The sequence below is a fragment of the Brevundimonas sp. TWP2-1 genome (genome assembly GCF_049897645.1).
Taxonomy (GTDB): domain Bacteria; phylum Pseudomonadota; class Alphaproteobacteria; order Caulobacterales; family Caulobacteraceae; genus Brevundimonas.
The window spans coordinates 1541220-1555576 of sequence record NZ_JAFCWR010000001.1; the positions used below are offsets into that span (position 1 = coordinate 1541220).

Sequence of the window (14357 nt, forward strand, 5' to 3'; positions counted from 1 at the left end):
ATGACGATCTGTGGGGGCTGCTCACCGGAGCTTCAGCGTGGACAGGCCCAGCAGGGCCAAGGCGCCGGCGATGATCCAGAAGCGGATGACGACGGTGGATTCCGGCCAGCCCATCTTCTCGAAATGGTGGTGGACCGGCGCCATCAGGAAGATGCGTTTCTTGGTCAGCTTGTAATAGCCGACCTGGATCATGACCGAGGCGGCCTCGGCCACGAACAGGCCGCCGACGATGCCCAGCACCAGTTCGTGTTTGGTGGTGACGGCGATGGCGCCCAGGGCGCCGCCCAGGGCCAGCGAGCCGGTGTCGCCCATGAAGATCTTGGCCGGGGGCGCATTGTACCAGAGGAAGCCCGCGCCCCCGCCGATCATGGCCGCGCAGAAGATGGCCAGTTCGCCTGCGCCGGGCACATGGTGGACCTGAAGATACTGGGCGAAGACGAAGTTACCGGCGAGATAGCTGATCACCCCGAAGGCGCCGGCCGCCATCATCACCGGCACGGTCGCCAGGCCGTCCAGTCCGTCGGTCAGGTTCACCGCATTGGAGAAGCCGACGATGGTGAAGGCCGCGAACGCCACATAGAACCAGCCGACGTTCAGCAGCACGGCCTTGAAGAACGGAAACGCGATCGAGGTCTCAAGACCCGGCGAGGTCGGCGAGACCGTCATCCACAGCACGGTCAGGACGCCGGCGACGACGGCCACGACCGTCTGGGCCAGCAGCTTCTGTTTGGAGGTCAGGCCGGCCGAGGTCTGTTTGGTCACCTTGGCGTAGTCGTCGATGAAGCCCAGCACGCCGAAGGCCGCCGTCACGAAGCTGACGATCCAGATATAGGGATTGGTCAGGTCGCCCCACAGGAAGACCGCCACGCCGATGCCGGCCAGGATCATCAACCCGCCCATGGTGGGGGTGCCGACCTTGGAGAGGTGCGAAACGGGGCCGTCGTCGCGGATCGGCTGGCCCCGGCCCTGTTTGGTGCGGATCCAGTTGATGAAGCGGCTGCCCATGGCGACGGCGACGATCATGGCCGTGGCCATGGCCAGGGCGACGCGCACGGTCTGGTACTGGACCAGGTTCAGCAGCGGATACTGGTCCGCCACGTCGGCGTAATAGAGGTACAGAAGATAGAACATTTCGGTTCCCTATCGCGTCGCGGGCGGCGTGTCGCGGCCTTGCAGGTCGGCCAAGGCCTTTGCGACCAGCGACGCCTTCGACCCGTTCGAGCCCTTGACCATGACGACGTCGCCGGGCGCGACCAGCATGAGCGCCTCGGCCGCCAGTTCGGCCGCCGTCGCGCGCCAGACGCCGCGTCGCGAGACCGGCAGGGCGTCGTAGAGCCAGCGCATCTCGGGGCCGGCGGCGTGGACCAGGTCCAGCCCGGCGGCGTCGATGGGGCCGGCGAGGCCTTCGTGCAGGTCGCGGCTCTGGTCGCCCAGCTCCAGCATGTCGGTCAGAACCACGACGCGGCGACCGGACGTGGTCCGCGCGCCCAGGGTCTTGAACCCGGCGGCCATCGACAGGGGATTGGCGTTGTAGCTTTCGTCGATCAGGGTGAAGGCGCCGTCGGACAGGGTGACCATGCGGGTCTGGCCGCGTCCCGCCAGGGGCTGGAAACCCGCCAGAGCCTCAAGCCCCGTGTCCAGCGTCACGTCGAGCGCGTCGAGCATCAACAGGACGCACAGGCTGTTCAGGCCCCAGTGGGCGCCGGACTGCCCCAGGCGATAGTCGATACGGCGACCGAACAGTTCGGCGGCGACGGAGGCCCCTTCCGCATCGGGACGGAAGTCCAACAGGCGGGCGTCATGACCGGCGTCCGAGCCGAAGGTCAGCAGGCGTGCGCCGACGGATCTGGCCGCGTCGCACAGGACGTCGGAGAAGGCCAAGTCGCCGTTCGCCACGGCCGCGCCACCGGGAACCAGCCCTTGGAAGACACCGGCCTTCTCGCGCGCGACGCCGGCCTCGCCGTCGGCGAAGGCCTCGATATGGACCGGGCCGACCGTGGTGACGCAGGCGGCGTGGGGGGCGACAAAGCGCGACAGGGGCGCGATCTCGCCCGGCGCATTCATGCCGATCTCGAACACGGCGCGCTGGGTCTCGACCGGCATCCGGGCCAGGGTCAGGGGCACGCCGATGTGGTTGTTGTAGCTCTTGATCGAGCCGTGAGCAGGGCCCGCGAGGTCCATGCCGGCCTTGATGGCCTGGGTCACACTGGTCTTGCCGACGCTGCCGGTGACGGCGCCGCGCTTCACATGGGGCGCGCGCTCGCGGGCGGCGACGCCCAGGGCTTCGAGGCCGCGCAAGGTGTCGGGAACGACGACATAGGCGCCGCCCTCGACCGGGTGTTCGACCAGGGCGGTCGCGGCGCCGGCGGCGAACGCGGCGGAAGCGAACTCATGCCCGTCGCGCGCGCCTTTCAGCGCCAGAAACAGGTCGCCGGGGACGATCTCACGGCTGTTGTAGGTCACGCCCGTGATCGGGCGGTCGTCGCCATGCAGCACGCCGCCCGTGGCGGCGGCGACTTCGGCGGCCGTCCAGAGCGGGCGGGCGGATGTATCAGGCATTCAAAGACAGGGCCTCGGACGCGACGGTGGCGTCGTCGAAGGGGTGGGTCACGCCCCCGACGATCTGACCCTGTTCATGCCCTTTTCCGGCGATGACCACCACATCCCCGTCACGCATCATTTCGACGGCGGCCTCGATGGCGGCGCGGCGATCGCCGATCTCGATGGCGTCGGCGCAGCCGGCGCGGACCTGGGCGCGGATTGCGGCGGGATCTTCCGAACGCGGATTGTCGTCGGTGACGATGGCGACGTCGGCCAAACGCCCGGCGATGGCGCCCATCAGGGGCCGCTTGCCGCGATCCCGGTCGCCGCCGGCGCCGAACACCACGATCAGTCGGCCGGTCGCATGGGGACGCAGGGCGTTCAGCACCGTCTCCAGCCCGTCGGGGGTGTGGGCGTAGTCGACATAGACCTCGCCACCGCGTCCGGCGTCATTGGCGCCGATCCGTTGCAGGCGGCCCTGGGCGCCGGTCAGGCCTTCAAGAGCGCCGATCACGGCGTCGGCGGGATCACCGGCCGCGATGCACAGACCCGCCGCCACCAGGGCGTTCGAGGCCTGGAAGGCGCCGGCGAGCGGCAGCAGGATCTCATGCACCTGGCCGCGCACGTCCAAGGTCAGGCGCTGGCCCTCCGGCGTCGCGCGACGGCCGATCAGGGCCAGGTCGCGCCCGCGCTCGCCCACGCCCATCACGCCCAGGCCCGCCATGATCGAGGCCGAGGCGAAGGCGGAATAGGCGTCGGAATCGGCGTTTAGAACGGCGGTGCGGCCGCGCGGCAGCAGGGTCTCGAACAGGCGCATCTTGGCGGAGCGATAGTCCTCCATCGTGCCGTGATAATCGAGGTGGTCCTGGGTCAGATTGGTGAAGGCCGCCGCCTTCAGCGCCACCCCGTCCAGCCGGCGCTGGTCGATGCCGTGCGACGACGCCTCCAGCGCGACATGGGTCACGTCCTTGCTCGCCAGTTCGGCCATAAGGCGCGCGGCCTCGGCGGCGTCGGGGCTGGTCAGGCCGGGGCCGGTCAGGGCGTAGGTCTTGTCGCCCTTCTGGCCGATGACGCCCAGGGTGCCCATGCTGGCCGACTTGTGGCCGACGCCGGCCCAGATCTGGCGGCAGAAGGTGGCGACCGAGGTCTTGCCGTTGGTGCCCGTCACCGCCACGCAGGTCTTGGGCTGAACGCCGTAGAAGCCGCGCGCGGCGATGGCGTAGGCCCGGCGCACGTCGCCCGAGGTGACCAGGACCGGCGCCGCGCCGTCCGGCGTATCGGTCGGGGCCAGAACCGCCGCCGCGCCCTGAGCGAGAGCCTGCGGAATGAAGGCGCGGCCGTCGGCGGCCGTGCCCGGCAGGGCGACGAACAGGGAGCCGGGGGCGACCTTGCGGCTGTCGGCGGTCACGCCGGTGATGATGGGGTCCGAGGACACGTCTCGCCGCAACAGGTCGGACAGGTGAAGGGCGCTCACAGACCGTCCCCCGCCACGTCCTGGTATTCCGGCACCTTTTCGCCGGTCGCCGTGCGCCAGCGATCCTCGCGGCGCTCCACGCCCAGGAAGCCGGCGATGCGGTCGGCGATGTTCTTCACGGCCGGCGCGGCGACATAGGCGCCGGTCTTGGGATAGGCGCCCGGCTCGTCCATGACGATCAGGATGGCATAGCGCTTGCCGTTCAGCGGGCCATCGACGGGGAAGACCGCCGCGAAGGAGCCGAGCGCGTGGCTGGGGTCGTAGCGGCCGTTGACCAGCTTGTTGGCCGAACCGGTCTTGCCCCCGACCCGAAGACCGGCCGCATCGGCGAACCCGCCCGAACCCTTGACGACGTTGCGACGCAGCAGGTCCAGGATGGTGCGCGAGGTTTCCTCGGTCACGACCTGCTGGGGCTGGGCGCCGCGCGCACCGCCCTTGCGCAGGGACAGCGGGATCATCCGCCCGCCGTTGGTCAGGGCGCCCATGGCCTGAACCATCTGGGCCGGGGTGATCATGATGCCGTAGCCGAACGACAGGGACGCCAGGGTCGAGTTGTCCCAGCGGCGCGGCACGACGGGCTTGGCCGATTCCTTCAGCTCGATGGTCGAGGCGTCCAGCAGGCCCAGACGACGGAAATAATCCCGCATCGTGTCCGGTCCCATCTGCACCGCCAGTTGCGAGGTGCCGATGTTGGACGAGTGCAGATAGACTTCTTCCAGGGTCATCACGCGGTTCTGGGCGTGGAAGTCCTTGATCTTGCGGTCGCCGATCTGGAAGGCCTGGGAGGCGTCGAACAGGGTGTTCATGTCGGCGCGGCCGGTGTCGAGGCCGGCGGCGACGGTGAAGGTCTTGAACACCGAACCCATCTCGTAGTGGCCCGAGACGGCGCGGTTCAGCGTCGCGCCGTCGGGCGCGGCGTTGCGGTCGGCGGAGTTGAAGGTCGGCCAGCTGGCCATGCCCAGGACCTCGCCGGTCTGGACATCGGTGACGATGCCGACCGCGCCCTTGGCCTGGGCCTTGATGGCGGCGGCGGCCAGTTCGTTTTCCAGCACGCCCTGGACGCGCAGGTCGATGGACAGGGGGAAGCTTTCGCCCCGCTGGCCCGCCGCGCGGATCTCGTCGTTGAAGGCCAGTTCGGCGCCCGAGACGCCTCGCCCGCCCGTGTCGGCGTCGCCGATCAGGTGAACCGCCGAGGTTCCCAGCGGATAGGCGCGGCGGTCTTCGGGTTCGAACGTCACCCCGCCCAGGGCCAGGTCGTGGACGGCGGCTTTTTCCTGGGGCGTCAGGCCGCTGAGGGCGATCAGGCGACGATCGCTGGCCAGGACGCGCTTCAGACGCTCGCTGGAAATGCGTGGCACGGCGCGGCGAAGCTGGCGATAGGCCAGGTCGCGATCCCAGATCTGGGCCGGGTCGATATAGAGGCCGTAATGGACGATGTTGGTAGCCAGCAGTTCGCCGTTGCGATCCGTCAGATCGCCGCGCACCAGGGCGTTCGGATTGACGCCCAGGCCGCGCCCGTTCGCCTCTGCGAACAGCGCCTTGTACGAGGCGCCAACGGCCAGGGCGCCGAAGACGCAGGAAAAGACGATCAGGATCAGGAAGATGCGGACACGGGTGTCCTCTTCCGGCCGGGCGTCGGCGCGGGCGCGTTCGAACCCGTGCTCCAGACGCCAGACGGTTTCCGACAGCCAGCGCCAGAACGGCGACAGCCGACCCTGAAGATCGACGCCCGGCGCGGGGCGGTGATAGCGGTGGTCCTGAACGCTCATTGCGCCGGCTCCGGCGCGGAAGCGGCGTCTTCAGCGATGGCGGGGGCCGCAGCGGGGGCGACGGCGGGGGTCGTGGCTGCGGTCGAGGCGGGGGCCGGCACGGGCTTCAGCTCGGTCAGCTGGGCTTCCTTGGCCTGGCGATGCACGTCCACCGGCGCCATGCCGATCTGGCGCGACAGAGCCTCCAGACGCGCCGGCTGTTCCAGGCGGGCGACCTCGGCGCGCAGCAGGCGGACCCGCTGGCCATTCTCGCGGATGTCCTGTTCCAGCTGGGCGATGCGGCTGCTCTCGCGCGCCGCCGCCGCCTTGGCCGCATAGACCGACACGATCATGATCGCGACCAGGGCCACGCCGATGATCTCGATCCAGCGCACGCCACGCACCTTCCAGTCGAACAGGCGCTGAAGGGCGGTGCGGGAATAGGTGAAGAAGGGCGCCGTGGTCATGCGGCCCCACCCGAAATCTTGCCCCAGGCCGGGGCGTCGGTGCGGACGGCGGCGCGCAGCTTGGCCGAACGGGCGCGGGGATTGATCGAACGCTCTTCATCGCCCGCCTCGCGTGCGCCCTTGAACTGAAGCGTGAAGCTGGGCTTGCGCGGATCGACGGCCATGGGGGCGTGACGCGAGCCGGCGGGGCTGTTGCCCGTGCGCTCGGTCATGAAGGCCTTGACGATCCGGTCCTCCAGCGAATGGAAGGTGACGACGGCCAGACGCCCGCCGGGGGCCAGGGTCGCCTCGGCCGCTTCCAGGCCGCGCTCCAGCTCGCCCAGTTCGTCGTTGACCGCGATTCGCAGGGCCTGGAAGACCCGCGTCGCCGGATGGATCGGCGCGCCGCGACGGCCGCCAAGGGCTTTCTCGACGACCTCGGCCAGATCCAGGGTGCGGGTGAAGGGCTGTTCGACGCGGCGGCGCAGGATGGCGGTGGCGACGCGGCCAGACTGACGTTCTTCGCCATACAGTTTGAAGATATGGGCCAGGGGGCCGTGATCCCAGCCGTTGACGATGTCCGCGGCGGTCGCCCCGTCGTCGGACATGCGCATGTCCAGCGGCCCGTCGCGCATGAAGGAAAAGCCGCGCTCGGCCTGGTCCAGTTGCATCGACGAGACGCCGATGTCGAAGACGGCGCCGTCCAGCTTTGCCTTGCCGCTGTCGGCGAAGGCTTGGGCCAGACCCGAGAAAGGGGTGCGGATCAGCTGGAACTGACCGGGGAAATCGGTGGCGACGGCGTCGGCGTGGGGCTGAACCGTCGGGTCGCGATCCAGGCCGACGACCTGGGCGCCGGTCTTCAGGAGGGCGCGGGTATAGCCGCCGGCGCCGAAGGTGGCGTCGATCACGACATCGCCGGGCGCGAGCGCCAGGGCCTCGATCACCTCGGCCAGCAGGACGGGGGCGTGGGGCGCATTGATGGAGGCGTCGGTCACGATCCGCCTCCCGCCAGCTTCATCTGTGCCGCCAGTTTCAGGGCGCCGATCTGGGCCATGCCGGCCTTGGCCAGGGCGCGCTGTTCGGCGCGGCGAGCCGCCCATTTCTCGCGCGACCAGATCTGGAAACGGTCGTTCAGGCCGACGATGACGACGGTGTCGTCCAGGCCCGCCTCGTTGCACAGCGCTTCGGGCAGGGTGATGCGACCGCCGGAATCATAGGCCAGGCGGACCTGCTCGCCCATGACCTGCCACTCCAGCGCCGAACGCTCCTCGGAGCCGAACGGCAGGGCCTCGATCATCTCGGCATAGACGGCGAACAGGCGGTCGCCGCCCGCCTCCAGGCAGTCGGCCTCGATCGAGGGGAAGATGAAGACGCCGCCGGCTGCGCCGTTTTCGGTCGTGCGGAAGTCGTTGGGGATGAGGAGACGGCGCTTGCCGTCCAGCTGCTTCTCATAGGTCGAGAGAAACACGCCCTGCCAATCGAACCCTTCGGCCCGTCCCTAGATGCCCTGACGAACGCCCGCCGCGCCCGCCTCTCAGCCCCAAATCATGATTGTGGGATAGCATGGGATCAGATGGGCCTCAATGGGATCAAAGCCAAGATTTAACCATGTTTTGACGTGTGACGACTTAAGCACGGTCGAACAGCAGGAACATACACGGAACAACCGAAGTATTCACAGGCTGTGAAGCGTTCTAACCTTCCTTGAACAGACAATAGGTTAACGACCGAAAACCTGTGGGCCCGCCGCCAGAACGCTGAAATGCGGGGATAATCCGAACTCGGACCAAGGCAACGCGCAAACCACCGCAGCATCGGCGGGCGGGAAGCCCCACCCAACGGGCCTTAAGTCGGACGAAAGCCGACAGGCCCAAGAAAAACAGGCCTCAAGTAGCGCGAAGCGCGATAGGCCCAGTAAAAAAGTATGCCAGACGGCCTGTAAGCCGGGTTTTGTTCCGCTCCTAAGAACGGCGACGATCATTCCTCTGGACCGTCCATTGCTGAACGGTTCTCGCGACCTACCCGGACATCTGAGGCGGTGAGCCCCGCGAGGCGAACCCCGCGCGATGTCCCTATTTGGTCTTGCTCCAGGCGGGGCTTGCCATGCCGTCCCTGTTGCCAGGCACGCGGTGGGCTCTTACCCCACCCTTTCACCCTTACCGGTCTCGCAAGGCCGGAGGTTTGCTTTCTGTGGCGCTATCCCTCGGGTCGCCCCGGGCGGAAGTTATCCGCCGCCTTTTCACCGTGGAGCCCGGACTTTCCTCGACGGACGCGAAGTCCGCCGCGACCGCCCAGCCGTCTGGCGCGCGCTAGATGCGCGTTACTGGCGGTGACGTCAATTCAATACGCCCGTGACGCTTTCGGCGCTGGCGAGTTGAAGCAGGCCGACCAGGCGGGCGCGGGTTTCGCCGTCGGCGACGCCGTCGACGCGGGTCGGCCGCCAGTGGCGCTGGAAGGCGCGGACGGCGGTTTCGGTCTCGACGTCATAGTCGGCGCCGGGTTTCAGCCCGTAGCCCAGACGGTGCAGGCCGGCGCGCAGGACCATGGCGCCGATGCCCTGATCCCCCTTTTGCAGCAGGCCGCCCAGGGCCTTGATCCGTTCGGGGGCGGGCTCGAACCACAGGCCATGCCCGGCCTCGGCCAGACGCTTCCAGGGGAAGAGTTCGCCGGGATCTTCCTTGCGGTCCGGCGCCAGGTCGGAATGGGCGATGATGCGGTTGTCGGGAATGGACCAGCGGCTGCGGATATCGTCGATCACGGCGATGACCGCCGCGACCTGGGCCTCGGGAAAGGCGCGATAGCCGAACTCGTGGCCGGGATTGACGATCTCGATGCCGATGGAGGCGGCGTTGCAGTCGTCCTCGCCCTGCCAGACGCCGCGACCGGCGTGCCAGGCGCGACGTTCCTCGGGGACAAGCTGGAAGATGCGGCCGTCTTCCTCGACCAGATAGTGGGCCGAGACCTTGGCGTCGGGGTCGCGCAGGCGCGCCAGAGCGGCCTCGCCCGTCTGCATGCCCGTATAATGCAGCACCAGCATGTCGGGCGGCGCACGGCGCGCGTCGAAATTGGGCGAAGGCGCGTCGATGTAGGAGGTCATGGCAGGAGGCCGTCTCAGCGGCCGTTGCGTTCCCAACCATAGGCGACCCAGGCGCCGTCCACCTTGTGCGCCTCGATCAGGTCGGGATCGCCGTTGCGGCGACGCGGCGTCATGTTGCGGCGGGTCCGCATGACCAATCCGACCAGGAAGACCAGCACCCCGGCGAAAAGGGCGATCACCGCGACCGCTGCGGCGGTGAAGATGGCCAGGATAGCCCCCACGGCCATGGCGCAGACGGCGGCGATCATGCCGGCGACCCACATCACGGAGGCCACGATCCCATTGGGACGGCGGCGGGCGGCGAAACCGATGGTGGCGAGACGTTCAGGCTGGAACATGGATCATCCTCTCAGGCGACCCGAGGAACGCCTGACATGCAATGTCGGTCCATCGGGGCCTGCGGTCAATGGACCGCGACGCACGGTCGCGTGTGCTGCGGCCCTTCAGAAGATCGGCTGGTCGGCCAGGACCACCGCGCCCTCGCCCCGCATCCGGTCGCTTTCGACGCGGCGCATCACGGCCTGGGCCTGGGGATCGGCCATGACGCCGCCCAGCATGACCAGGGCCTTGGCCGCCTCGGTCTGGACGCCGAACATTTCCGACAGGGCCTCGAACGGCGACTGCTGCTTGGGGAAATGCTTGAAGCGCACCGGCTCGTTGGACGGGATCTTCGCCAGTTCGCGGGCCTTGTTCACCGCCTCGGTCACGCCGCCCAGCTGATCGACCAGGCCCAGAGGCAGGGCCTGGGCCCCGGTCCAGACGCGACCCTTGGCGATTTCGCGCACGCGGTCGGGCGAGAGTTTGCGGCCCGTCGCCACGCGGGCGATGAAGTCGTCGTAGATCCGGTCCATCGAGCCGGCGAAGGCCGCGCGCTGTTCCGGGGTGAACTCCTGCGTCGGCGAGAAGGCGTCGGCGTATTGCCCGCCCACCGTCAGTTCGCGCATGTCGACGCCGAATCGGCCCAGCGCATCGGCCAGCACGAACTTGCCGCCGAACACGCCGATCGAGCCGGTCAGGGTCGAGGGCTGGGCCACGATCCAATCGGCTTCCGAACTGACCCAGTAACCGCCCGAGGCGGCGTAGGCGCCCATGGAGACTACCACCGGCTTGCCCGCAGCCCGCGCCGCGCGCACGGCGGCCAGGATCTGTTCCGAGGCTTCCGGCGAGCCGCCGGGCGAAGAGACGCGGAAGACGATGGCCTTGACGCTCTTGTCCTCGATGGCGTCGTAGATGGCCTCGGCCGTGTCGTCGGAGTGGATCGACGAACCGCCGCCGAAGCTGCCCCCGCCGCCACGGCCGGTGACGATGGCCCCCTCCCCGCCGACGATGGCGATGGCGTTCTTGCCCGAGCCGGCGCGTTCGCCCTTCTGGTCGGCGTATTTGCCGAACTCGACGATCTCGGCGCCCTTGCCCGCGCGGGTCTTGATGGCGGCCTCGGCCTCCTCGACCTGGCCGACCTTGTCGATCAGACGGTTGGCCAGGGCCTGGGGCGCCGAATAGGGGCCGGCCTCAATGATCGTCTTCAGCGCCGGAGCGGTCGTCTTGCGATCCCTGGCGGCGTTGGCCAGGGCGCTGTCGTAGATGGACGTCATCCAGGCCGTCATGGCCTCGCGGTGCGGGCCGGTATAATCGCTCTGGGTGTATTCGTTGACGGCGTTCTTGTACTCGTAGCGCTGTTCGAAGTTCGGTTTGACGCCGTATTTCTCGAAGGCGCGGCCCAGGAACAGGCTGTCGGCCGAGAAGCCCGTGGCCTGGAAGCCGGCGGTGTTCTGCATCCAAAGTTCCGACGCCGAGGCCCCGACCATATAGGTGGACATCACCGCACCGACGGGCGCGAAGCCCTGGCTGTGGGCGATGACCGGCTTGCCCGAGTTGCGGAAGCGGTGGATGGCCTGACGCAGTTCGTCGGCGGTCGCGGGCGTCATGCCGCTTTCCGGCAGGCGGATCAGCAGGGCCTTGACGCTGTTGTCGCCCTGGGCCTGATGCAGGCCGTCCACGACCTGGGTCAGGGCCAGGCCCGAACCGCCGAAGGCGGCGAACGGATTTGACGACGGCTGGTCGCTGATCCCCTCGCGCAGGTCCAGTTCCAGCACCGTGTTCGCCGGCATCGTCGGCTTGGACGAGGAGGCGACGGCGACGGTCAGCAGCACGACGGGAATGACGACGAGGAAGAGGATCAACCCGGTGAAGACACCAAGGACCGTCAGGAAGAATTGCTTCATCGGATTGGAAAACGCGCGCTCGCAGGCCGGAAATGGCCGCGCCAGCATAGGGGGACGCGGGCCGTCGTCAAATGAAGGTCGCGCAATATCTGACGGGCCTTGGCGTTCGCACTCGCAAACCGTTTGCTGCGGCGCGGCGCCCCGATTGATGCGGGCCTCGAAAATCCCTATATGAGCCGCCTGAGAGCGAGGGCCTGCGCCCCGCGTATATTTGGAGACCGCGCCATGCTGGTCACCCTGATGAAGTCCAAGCTGCACCGCGCGACGGTGACCCAGGCCGATCTCGATTACGAGGGATCGATCGCCATCGACATGGACCTGCTGGACGCGGCGGGCATCTATCCGCACGAACAGGTCGATGTGCTGAACATCACCAATGGCGCGCGCTTCACCACCTACGCCATCGAGGCCCCGCGCGGCTCGCGCGTGATCGGCGTGAACGGCGCCGCCGCCCGCCTGGTGCAGAAGAACGACAAGGTCATCGTGGTCACCTATGGCCAGATGCCCCAGGAAGAAGCCCGCCAGTGGAACCCCAACGTGGTCCTGCTGGACGACGCCAACGAGATCAAACACGCCTAGCCGCGTCTCCTCCCCACATCGTGGGGAGGGGGACCGCGTAGCGGTGGAGGGGCTCTCAACGTCCCAGTGACCAACAAAAAGGCCCGCCGTCGCCGGCGGGCCTTTCTTCATTCGGCCGATGGGATCAGCGGGCGATGTCGTAGACGCCCGTGATGTCGATCCGCACCGTCAGTTCGCCGGCGGCGACCGGGGTGCTTTCGGCGCGATCCATCGACACGGCGCGCGCGGCGAACATCGGCATCGGCGGCTGGGGGGTATAGCCGCCGCCTTCGGTCAGGTTGCGGATGCCCGACAGCTGAACGTTCAGCGACTGGGCGTACAGCTGGGCCTTGGCCTGCAGGTTGCGCACGGCCAGCTGGCGCGCCTGGTTCTCGGCCGCCGTCGGATCCTTCAGGCCGAAGCTGATGCCGTCGATCTGGTTGACGCCGGCGGCGACCACGGCGTCGGCCGTCGTGCCGACCTTGGTCAGGTCGTTGATGATCACCGTCACGCGGTTGACCGCCTGATAGCCGCGCAGCTTGGGCGGTTCGTTCTGCACATAGTCGTATTGCGCCGACAGGTTCAGGCCCGAGGTCTGGATGTCGCGCTCGGCGATGCCGGCGCGGCGCAGGGCGGCGACGACGCGCGTCATCTGCGCAGCGTTATCCCGCATGGCTTCCTGGGCGGTGACCGCCTCGGTCTGGACGCCGAAAGTGATGGTCGCCATGTCGGGCGCAGCCTTGACCTCGCCATAGGCCGACAGGTTCAGCGACGGCGCAGGCTGCATCATGTGCATGGCTCCCATGGCGGGTTCAGCGGTCTGAGCCATGGCGCGCGGCGTGGCGGCGGCCAGGAAGGCGGCGGCGGCGACCGCGCCGCCCAGGGCGATGGTCTTCAGCGATACGGTCTTCAGGGGGGCGGCGGCCAGGGTGCGGGTCATGCGGTCTTCTCCGTAGGCGATCCAGGACGGCGCGTTCGCCGATCCGTTGCAACGACCTTGGCCGTTCTCGCCTGAACGAACGCCCGTGAGGCTTGGCAGTTTCCGTTCATCTACGTGAAATCGCCGAAACATCGCCTTCTTGCCCGCCCCCGCTTGGCAAGCCGCGCCCGCGCCTGCTAGGCGAGACCCCTTCCGCCGAGGCGCGCCTTGGGGGCCTGTAGCTCAATGGTTAGAGCCGACCGCTCATAACGGTCTGGTTGGGGGTTCGAGTCCCTCCGGGCCTACCAACTCTCCTAACGCACATATGGCTGGCCCGCCTGTAGGTAACTTTCATCAAGGGCCGCATCAGGTCGCAAAATGGTGGACGCTTGGACGAAGCGAGCTACCATAACTTATGACTCCGCCCCGCACCGCCACGGTCGATCCTTGGTCGTTCACCACCACGCCCATTGAGATGTTTAGGAACGACATAAAGCTGGCCATCGGGACTGCATCGTTCTGGCGCGGCAATCATGGCGGCCTCACCTTGCTCACTTGCTGGCACAACGTCACGGGCACCCATCCAGAAACTGGGCAATCGCTCTCCTCTCATGGAGGGCGGCCTAACCGCCTTCGTTTCTACTTCCCAGAGCAGGGGTTGGCAGGGCAGAGGCATACCGCTGAGATTGCACTATACGATGACGACGGACTTCCGATCTGGAGGGTACACCCAAGGCATCGCCAACGTGTAGACGTTGTCGCAATTCCCGTCGCGGGAGCGCCGCCGCCGCAGCACTATCTGAACGATCTTCCTGAGGTCCGGCTACGGCGTTTTGTGGGGTCAGATGTTTTCATCCTCGGTCACCCCGAAGGCATCGCGCGCGAACATCTCCCCGTTTGGAAACGAGGTTCCCTGGCGCTCGACCCTGATCTCTTGGACGATGATCATTACCTCCACACCCTGGTCGACAGTGCGACACGGAGCGGAATGTCAGGGTCGCCGGTCATCCAGCGGCAGTATGGAACGATCCTTACCGAGGATTCGCCCCACGCTCACATTCACACGGGAGCGACGCGCTTCTTTGGCATCTATTCCGGGCGAGTTTCAGCGGAAGATCAGCTTGGAGCCCATTTGGGAATGATCTGGCCCGAAGCTCAGGTGCGCACTGTCCTCAACGAAGGTGTGCGAGACGACTTCGTAGGCTAGACGCCAGCAAGCAGAGGCCGATGGTCGCTTGCCTGTGACAGACGCCTCTCGCCGCAAAGCGTTTTCCAGGATGCGTCAGAATTCCTTCCAAGTCCGCGCTCCCATTCTCTTTGGATGCGCCCTATATCGCCAGCCTGATCATTCT

Annotated in this window: 13 protein-coding genes, 1 tRNA gene and 1 other RNA gene; 3 read left to right on the forward strand and 12 right to left on the reverse strand. The window is 67.6% G+C overall.

Annotated elements, in window-relative coordinates; translation table 11 throughout:
- Positions 1 to 21: 21 nt before the first annotated feature.
- The 11 genes from mraY to sppA all read right to left on the reverse strand — a co-directional run bounded on the left by mraY (position 22) and on the right by sppA (position 11528).
- Positions 22 to 1131 carry a phospho-N-acetylmuramoyl-pentapeptide-transferase gene (gene mraY, locus ACP7BH_RS07670; protein ID WP_135194969.1) on the reverse strand — a complete coding sequence of 370 codons (1110 nt, stop codon included), beginning with the start codon at positions 1129 to 1131 and terminating at the stop codon, positions 22 to 24.
- A 9-nt stretch (positions 1132 to 1140) separates the two neighbouring features.
- Positions 1141 to 2559 carry a UDP-N-acetylmuramoyl-tripeptide--D-alanyl-D-alanine ligase gene (locus ACP7BH_RS07675; protein WP_425982404.1) on the reverse strand — a complete coding sequence of 473 codons (1419 nt, stop codon included), beginning with the start codon at positions 2557 to 2559 and terminating at the stop codon, positions 1141 to 1143.
- Positions 2552 to 4015, reverse strand: coding sequence for a UDP-N-acetylmuramoyl-L-alanyl-D-glutamate--2,6-diaminopimelate ligase (locus tag ACP7BH_RS07680; protein ID WP_425982402.1), 1464 nt, complete (start codon positions 4013 to 4015; stop codon positions 2552 to 2554). Before ACP7BH_RS07680 ends, ACP7BH_RS07675 begins: the two co-directional genes overlap by 8 nt.
- A complete protein-coding gene (locus tag ACP7BH_RS07685; protein ID WP_425982400.1) occupies positions 4012 to 5784 on the reverse strand; it encodes a peptidoglycan D,D-transpeptidase FtsI family protein in 1773 nt (590 codons plus the stop codon). The genes ACP7BH_RS07680 and ACP7BH_RS07685 overlap by 4 nt, the downstream gene beginning before the upstream one ends.
- Positions 5781 to 6230 carry a cell division protein FtsL gene (gene ftsL / locus ACP7BH_RS07690; protein ID WP_425982398.1) on the reverse strand — a complete coding sequence of 150 codons (450 nt, stop codon included), beginning with the start codon at positions 6228 to 6230 and terminating at the stop codon, positions 5781 to 5783. The genes ACP7BH_RS07685 and ftsL overlap by 4 nt, the downstream gene beginning before the upstream one ends.
- The gene (gene rsmH / locus ACP7BH_RS07695; RefSeq protein WP_425984775.1) at positions 6227 to 7189 is read right to left on the reverse strand and encodes a 16S rRNA (cytosine(1402)-N(4))-methyltransferase RsmH; all 963 of its coding nucleotides are present in this window, start codon (positions 7187 to 7189) and stop codon (positions 6227 to 6229) included. Before rsmH ends, ftsL begins: the two co-directional genes overlap by 4 nt.
- An 11-nt stretch (positions 7190 to 7200) precedes the next feature.
- Positions 7201 to 7677 carry a division/cell wall cluster transcriptional repressor MraZ gene (locus ACP7BH_RS07700; RefSeq protein WP_159849624.1) on the reverse strand — a complete coding sequence of 159 codons (477 nt, stop codon included), beginning with the start codon at positions 7675 to 7677 and terminating at the stop codon, positions 7201 to 7203.
- A 455-nt stretch (positions 7678 to 8132) separates the two neighbouring features.
- An RNA gene (gene rnpB, locus ACP7BH_RS07705) (RNase P RNA component class A) lies at positions 8133 to 8512 on the reverse strand.
- Positions 8513 to 8544: 32 nt separating this feature from the next.
- Positions 8545 to 9306 carry an N-acetylmuramoyl-L-alanine amidase gene (locus ACP7BH_RS07710; RefSeq protein WP_425982395.1) on the reverse strand — a complete coding sequence of 254 codons (762 nt, stop codon included), beginning with the start codon at positions 9304 to 9306 and terminating at the stop codon, positions 8545 to 8547.
- 14 nt (positions 9307 to 9320) lie between these two features.
- Positions 9321 to 9644: a hypothetical protein gene (locus ACP7BH_RS07715; RefSeq protein ID WP_425982392.1), complete on the reverse strand. Its 324-nt coding sequence runs from the start codon at positions 9642 to 9644 to the stop codon at positions 9321 to 9323.
- 105 nt (positions 9645 to 9749) lie between these two features.
- On the reverse strand, positions 9750 to 11528 hold the full coding sequence (sppA, locus tag ACP7BH_RS07720; protein ID WP_425982390.1) for a signal peptide peptidase SppA: 1779 nt from the start codon (positions 11526 to 11528) through the stop codon (positions 9750 to 9752).
- 225 nt (positions 11529 to 11753) lie between these two features.
- Between sppA and panD the strand changes: the two genes are divergently transcribed.
- Positions 11754 to 12107, forward strand: coding sequence for an aspartate 1-decarboxylase (gene panD / locus ACP7BH_RS07725; RefSeq protein WP_159849611.1), 354 nt, complete (start codon positions 11754 to 11756; stop codon positions 12105 to 12107).
- Between the two features lie 124 nt (positions 12108 to 12231).
- Here panD and ACP7BH_RS07730 read toward each other — a convergent pair whose 3' ends face one another.
- A complete protein-coding gene (locus tag ACP7BH_RS07730; RefSeq protein ID WP_425982387.1) occupies positions 12232 to 13026 on the reverse strand; it encodes an SIMPL domain-containing protein in 795 nt (264 codons plus the stop codon).
- Between the two features lie 211 nt (positions 13027 to 13237).
- Here ACP7BH_RS07730 and ACP7BH_RS07735 point away from each other — a divergent pair.
- Positions 13238 to 13313, forward strand: a tRNA-Ile gene (locus ACP7BH_RS07735).
- Between the two features lie 167 nt (positions 13314 to 13480).
- Complete coding sequence (locus ACP7BH_RS07740; RefSeq protein ID WP_426043341.1) at positions 13481 to 14212, forward strand: trypsin-like peptidase domain-containing protein; 732 nt, start codon at positions 13481 to 13483, stop codon at positions 14210 to 14212.
- Positions 14213 to 14357: the final 145 nt, after the last annotated feature.

Excerpts from the sequence above, each read along its gene's own strand:
- ACP7BH_RS07675 (WP_425982404.1), bottom strand. The coding sequence starts at position 2,559 with ATGCCTGATACATCCGCCCGCCCGCTCTGGACGGCCGCCGAAGTCGCC.
- ACP7BH_RS07740 (WP_426043341.1), top strand. The coding sequence starts at position 13,481 with ATGTTTAGGAACGACATAAAGCTGGCCATCGGGACTGCATCGTTCTGG.
- ACP7BH_RS07685 (WP_425982400.1), bottom strand. The coding sequence starts at position 5,784 with ATGAGCGTTCAGGACCACCGCTATCACCGCCCCGCGCCGGGCGTCGAT.
- ACP7BH_RS07710 (WP_425982395.1), bottom strand. The coding sequence starts at position 9,306 with ATGACCTCCTACATCGACGCGCCTTCGCCCAATTTCGACGCGCGCCGT.
- ACP7BH_RS07730 (WP_425982387.1), bottom strand. The coding sequence starts at position 13,026 with ATGACCCGCACCCTGGCCGCCGCCCCCCTGAAGACCGTATCGCTGAAG.
- mraY (WP_135194969.1), bottom strand. The coding sequence starts at position 1,131 with ATGTTCTATCTTCTGTACCTCTATTACGCCGACGTGGCGGACCAGTAT.
- ftsL (WP_425982398.1), bottom strand. The coding sequence starts at position 6,230 with ATGACCACGGCGCCCTTCTTCACCTATTCCCGCACCGCCCTTCAGCGC.
- panD (WP_159849611.1), top strand. The coding sequence starts at position 11,754 with ATGCTGGTCACCCTGATGAAGTCCAAGCTGCACCGCGCGACGGTGACC.
- ACP7BH_RS07715 (WP_425982392.1), bottom strand. The coding sequence starts at position 9,644 with ATGTTCCAGCCTGAACGTCTCGCCACCATCGGTTTCGCCGCCCGCCGC.
- sppA (WP_425982390.1), bottom strand. The coding sequence starts at position 11,528 with ATGAAGCAATTCTTCCTGACGGTCCTTGGTGTCTTCACCGGGTTGATC.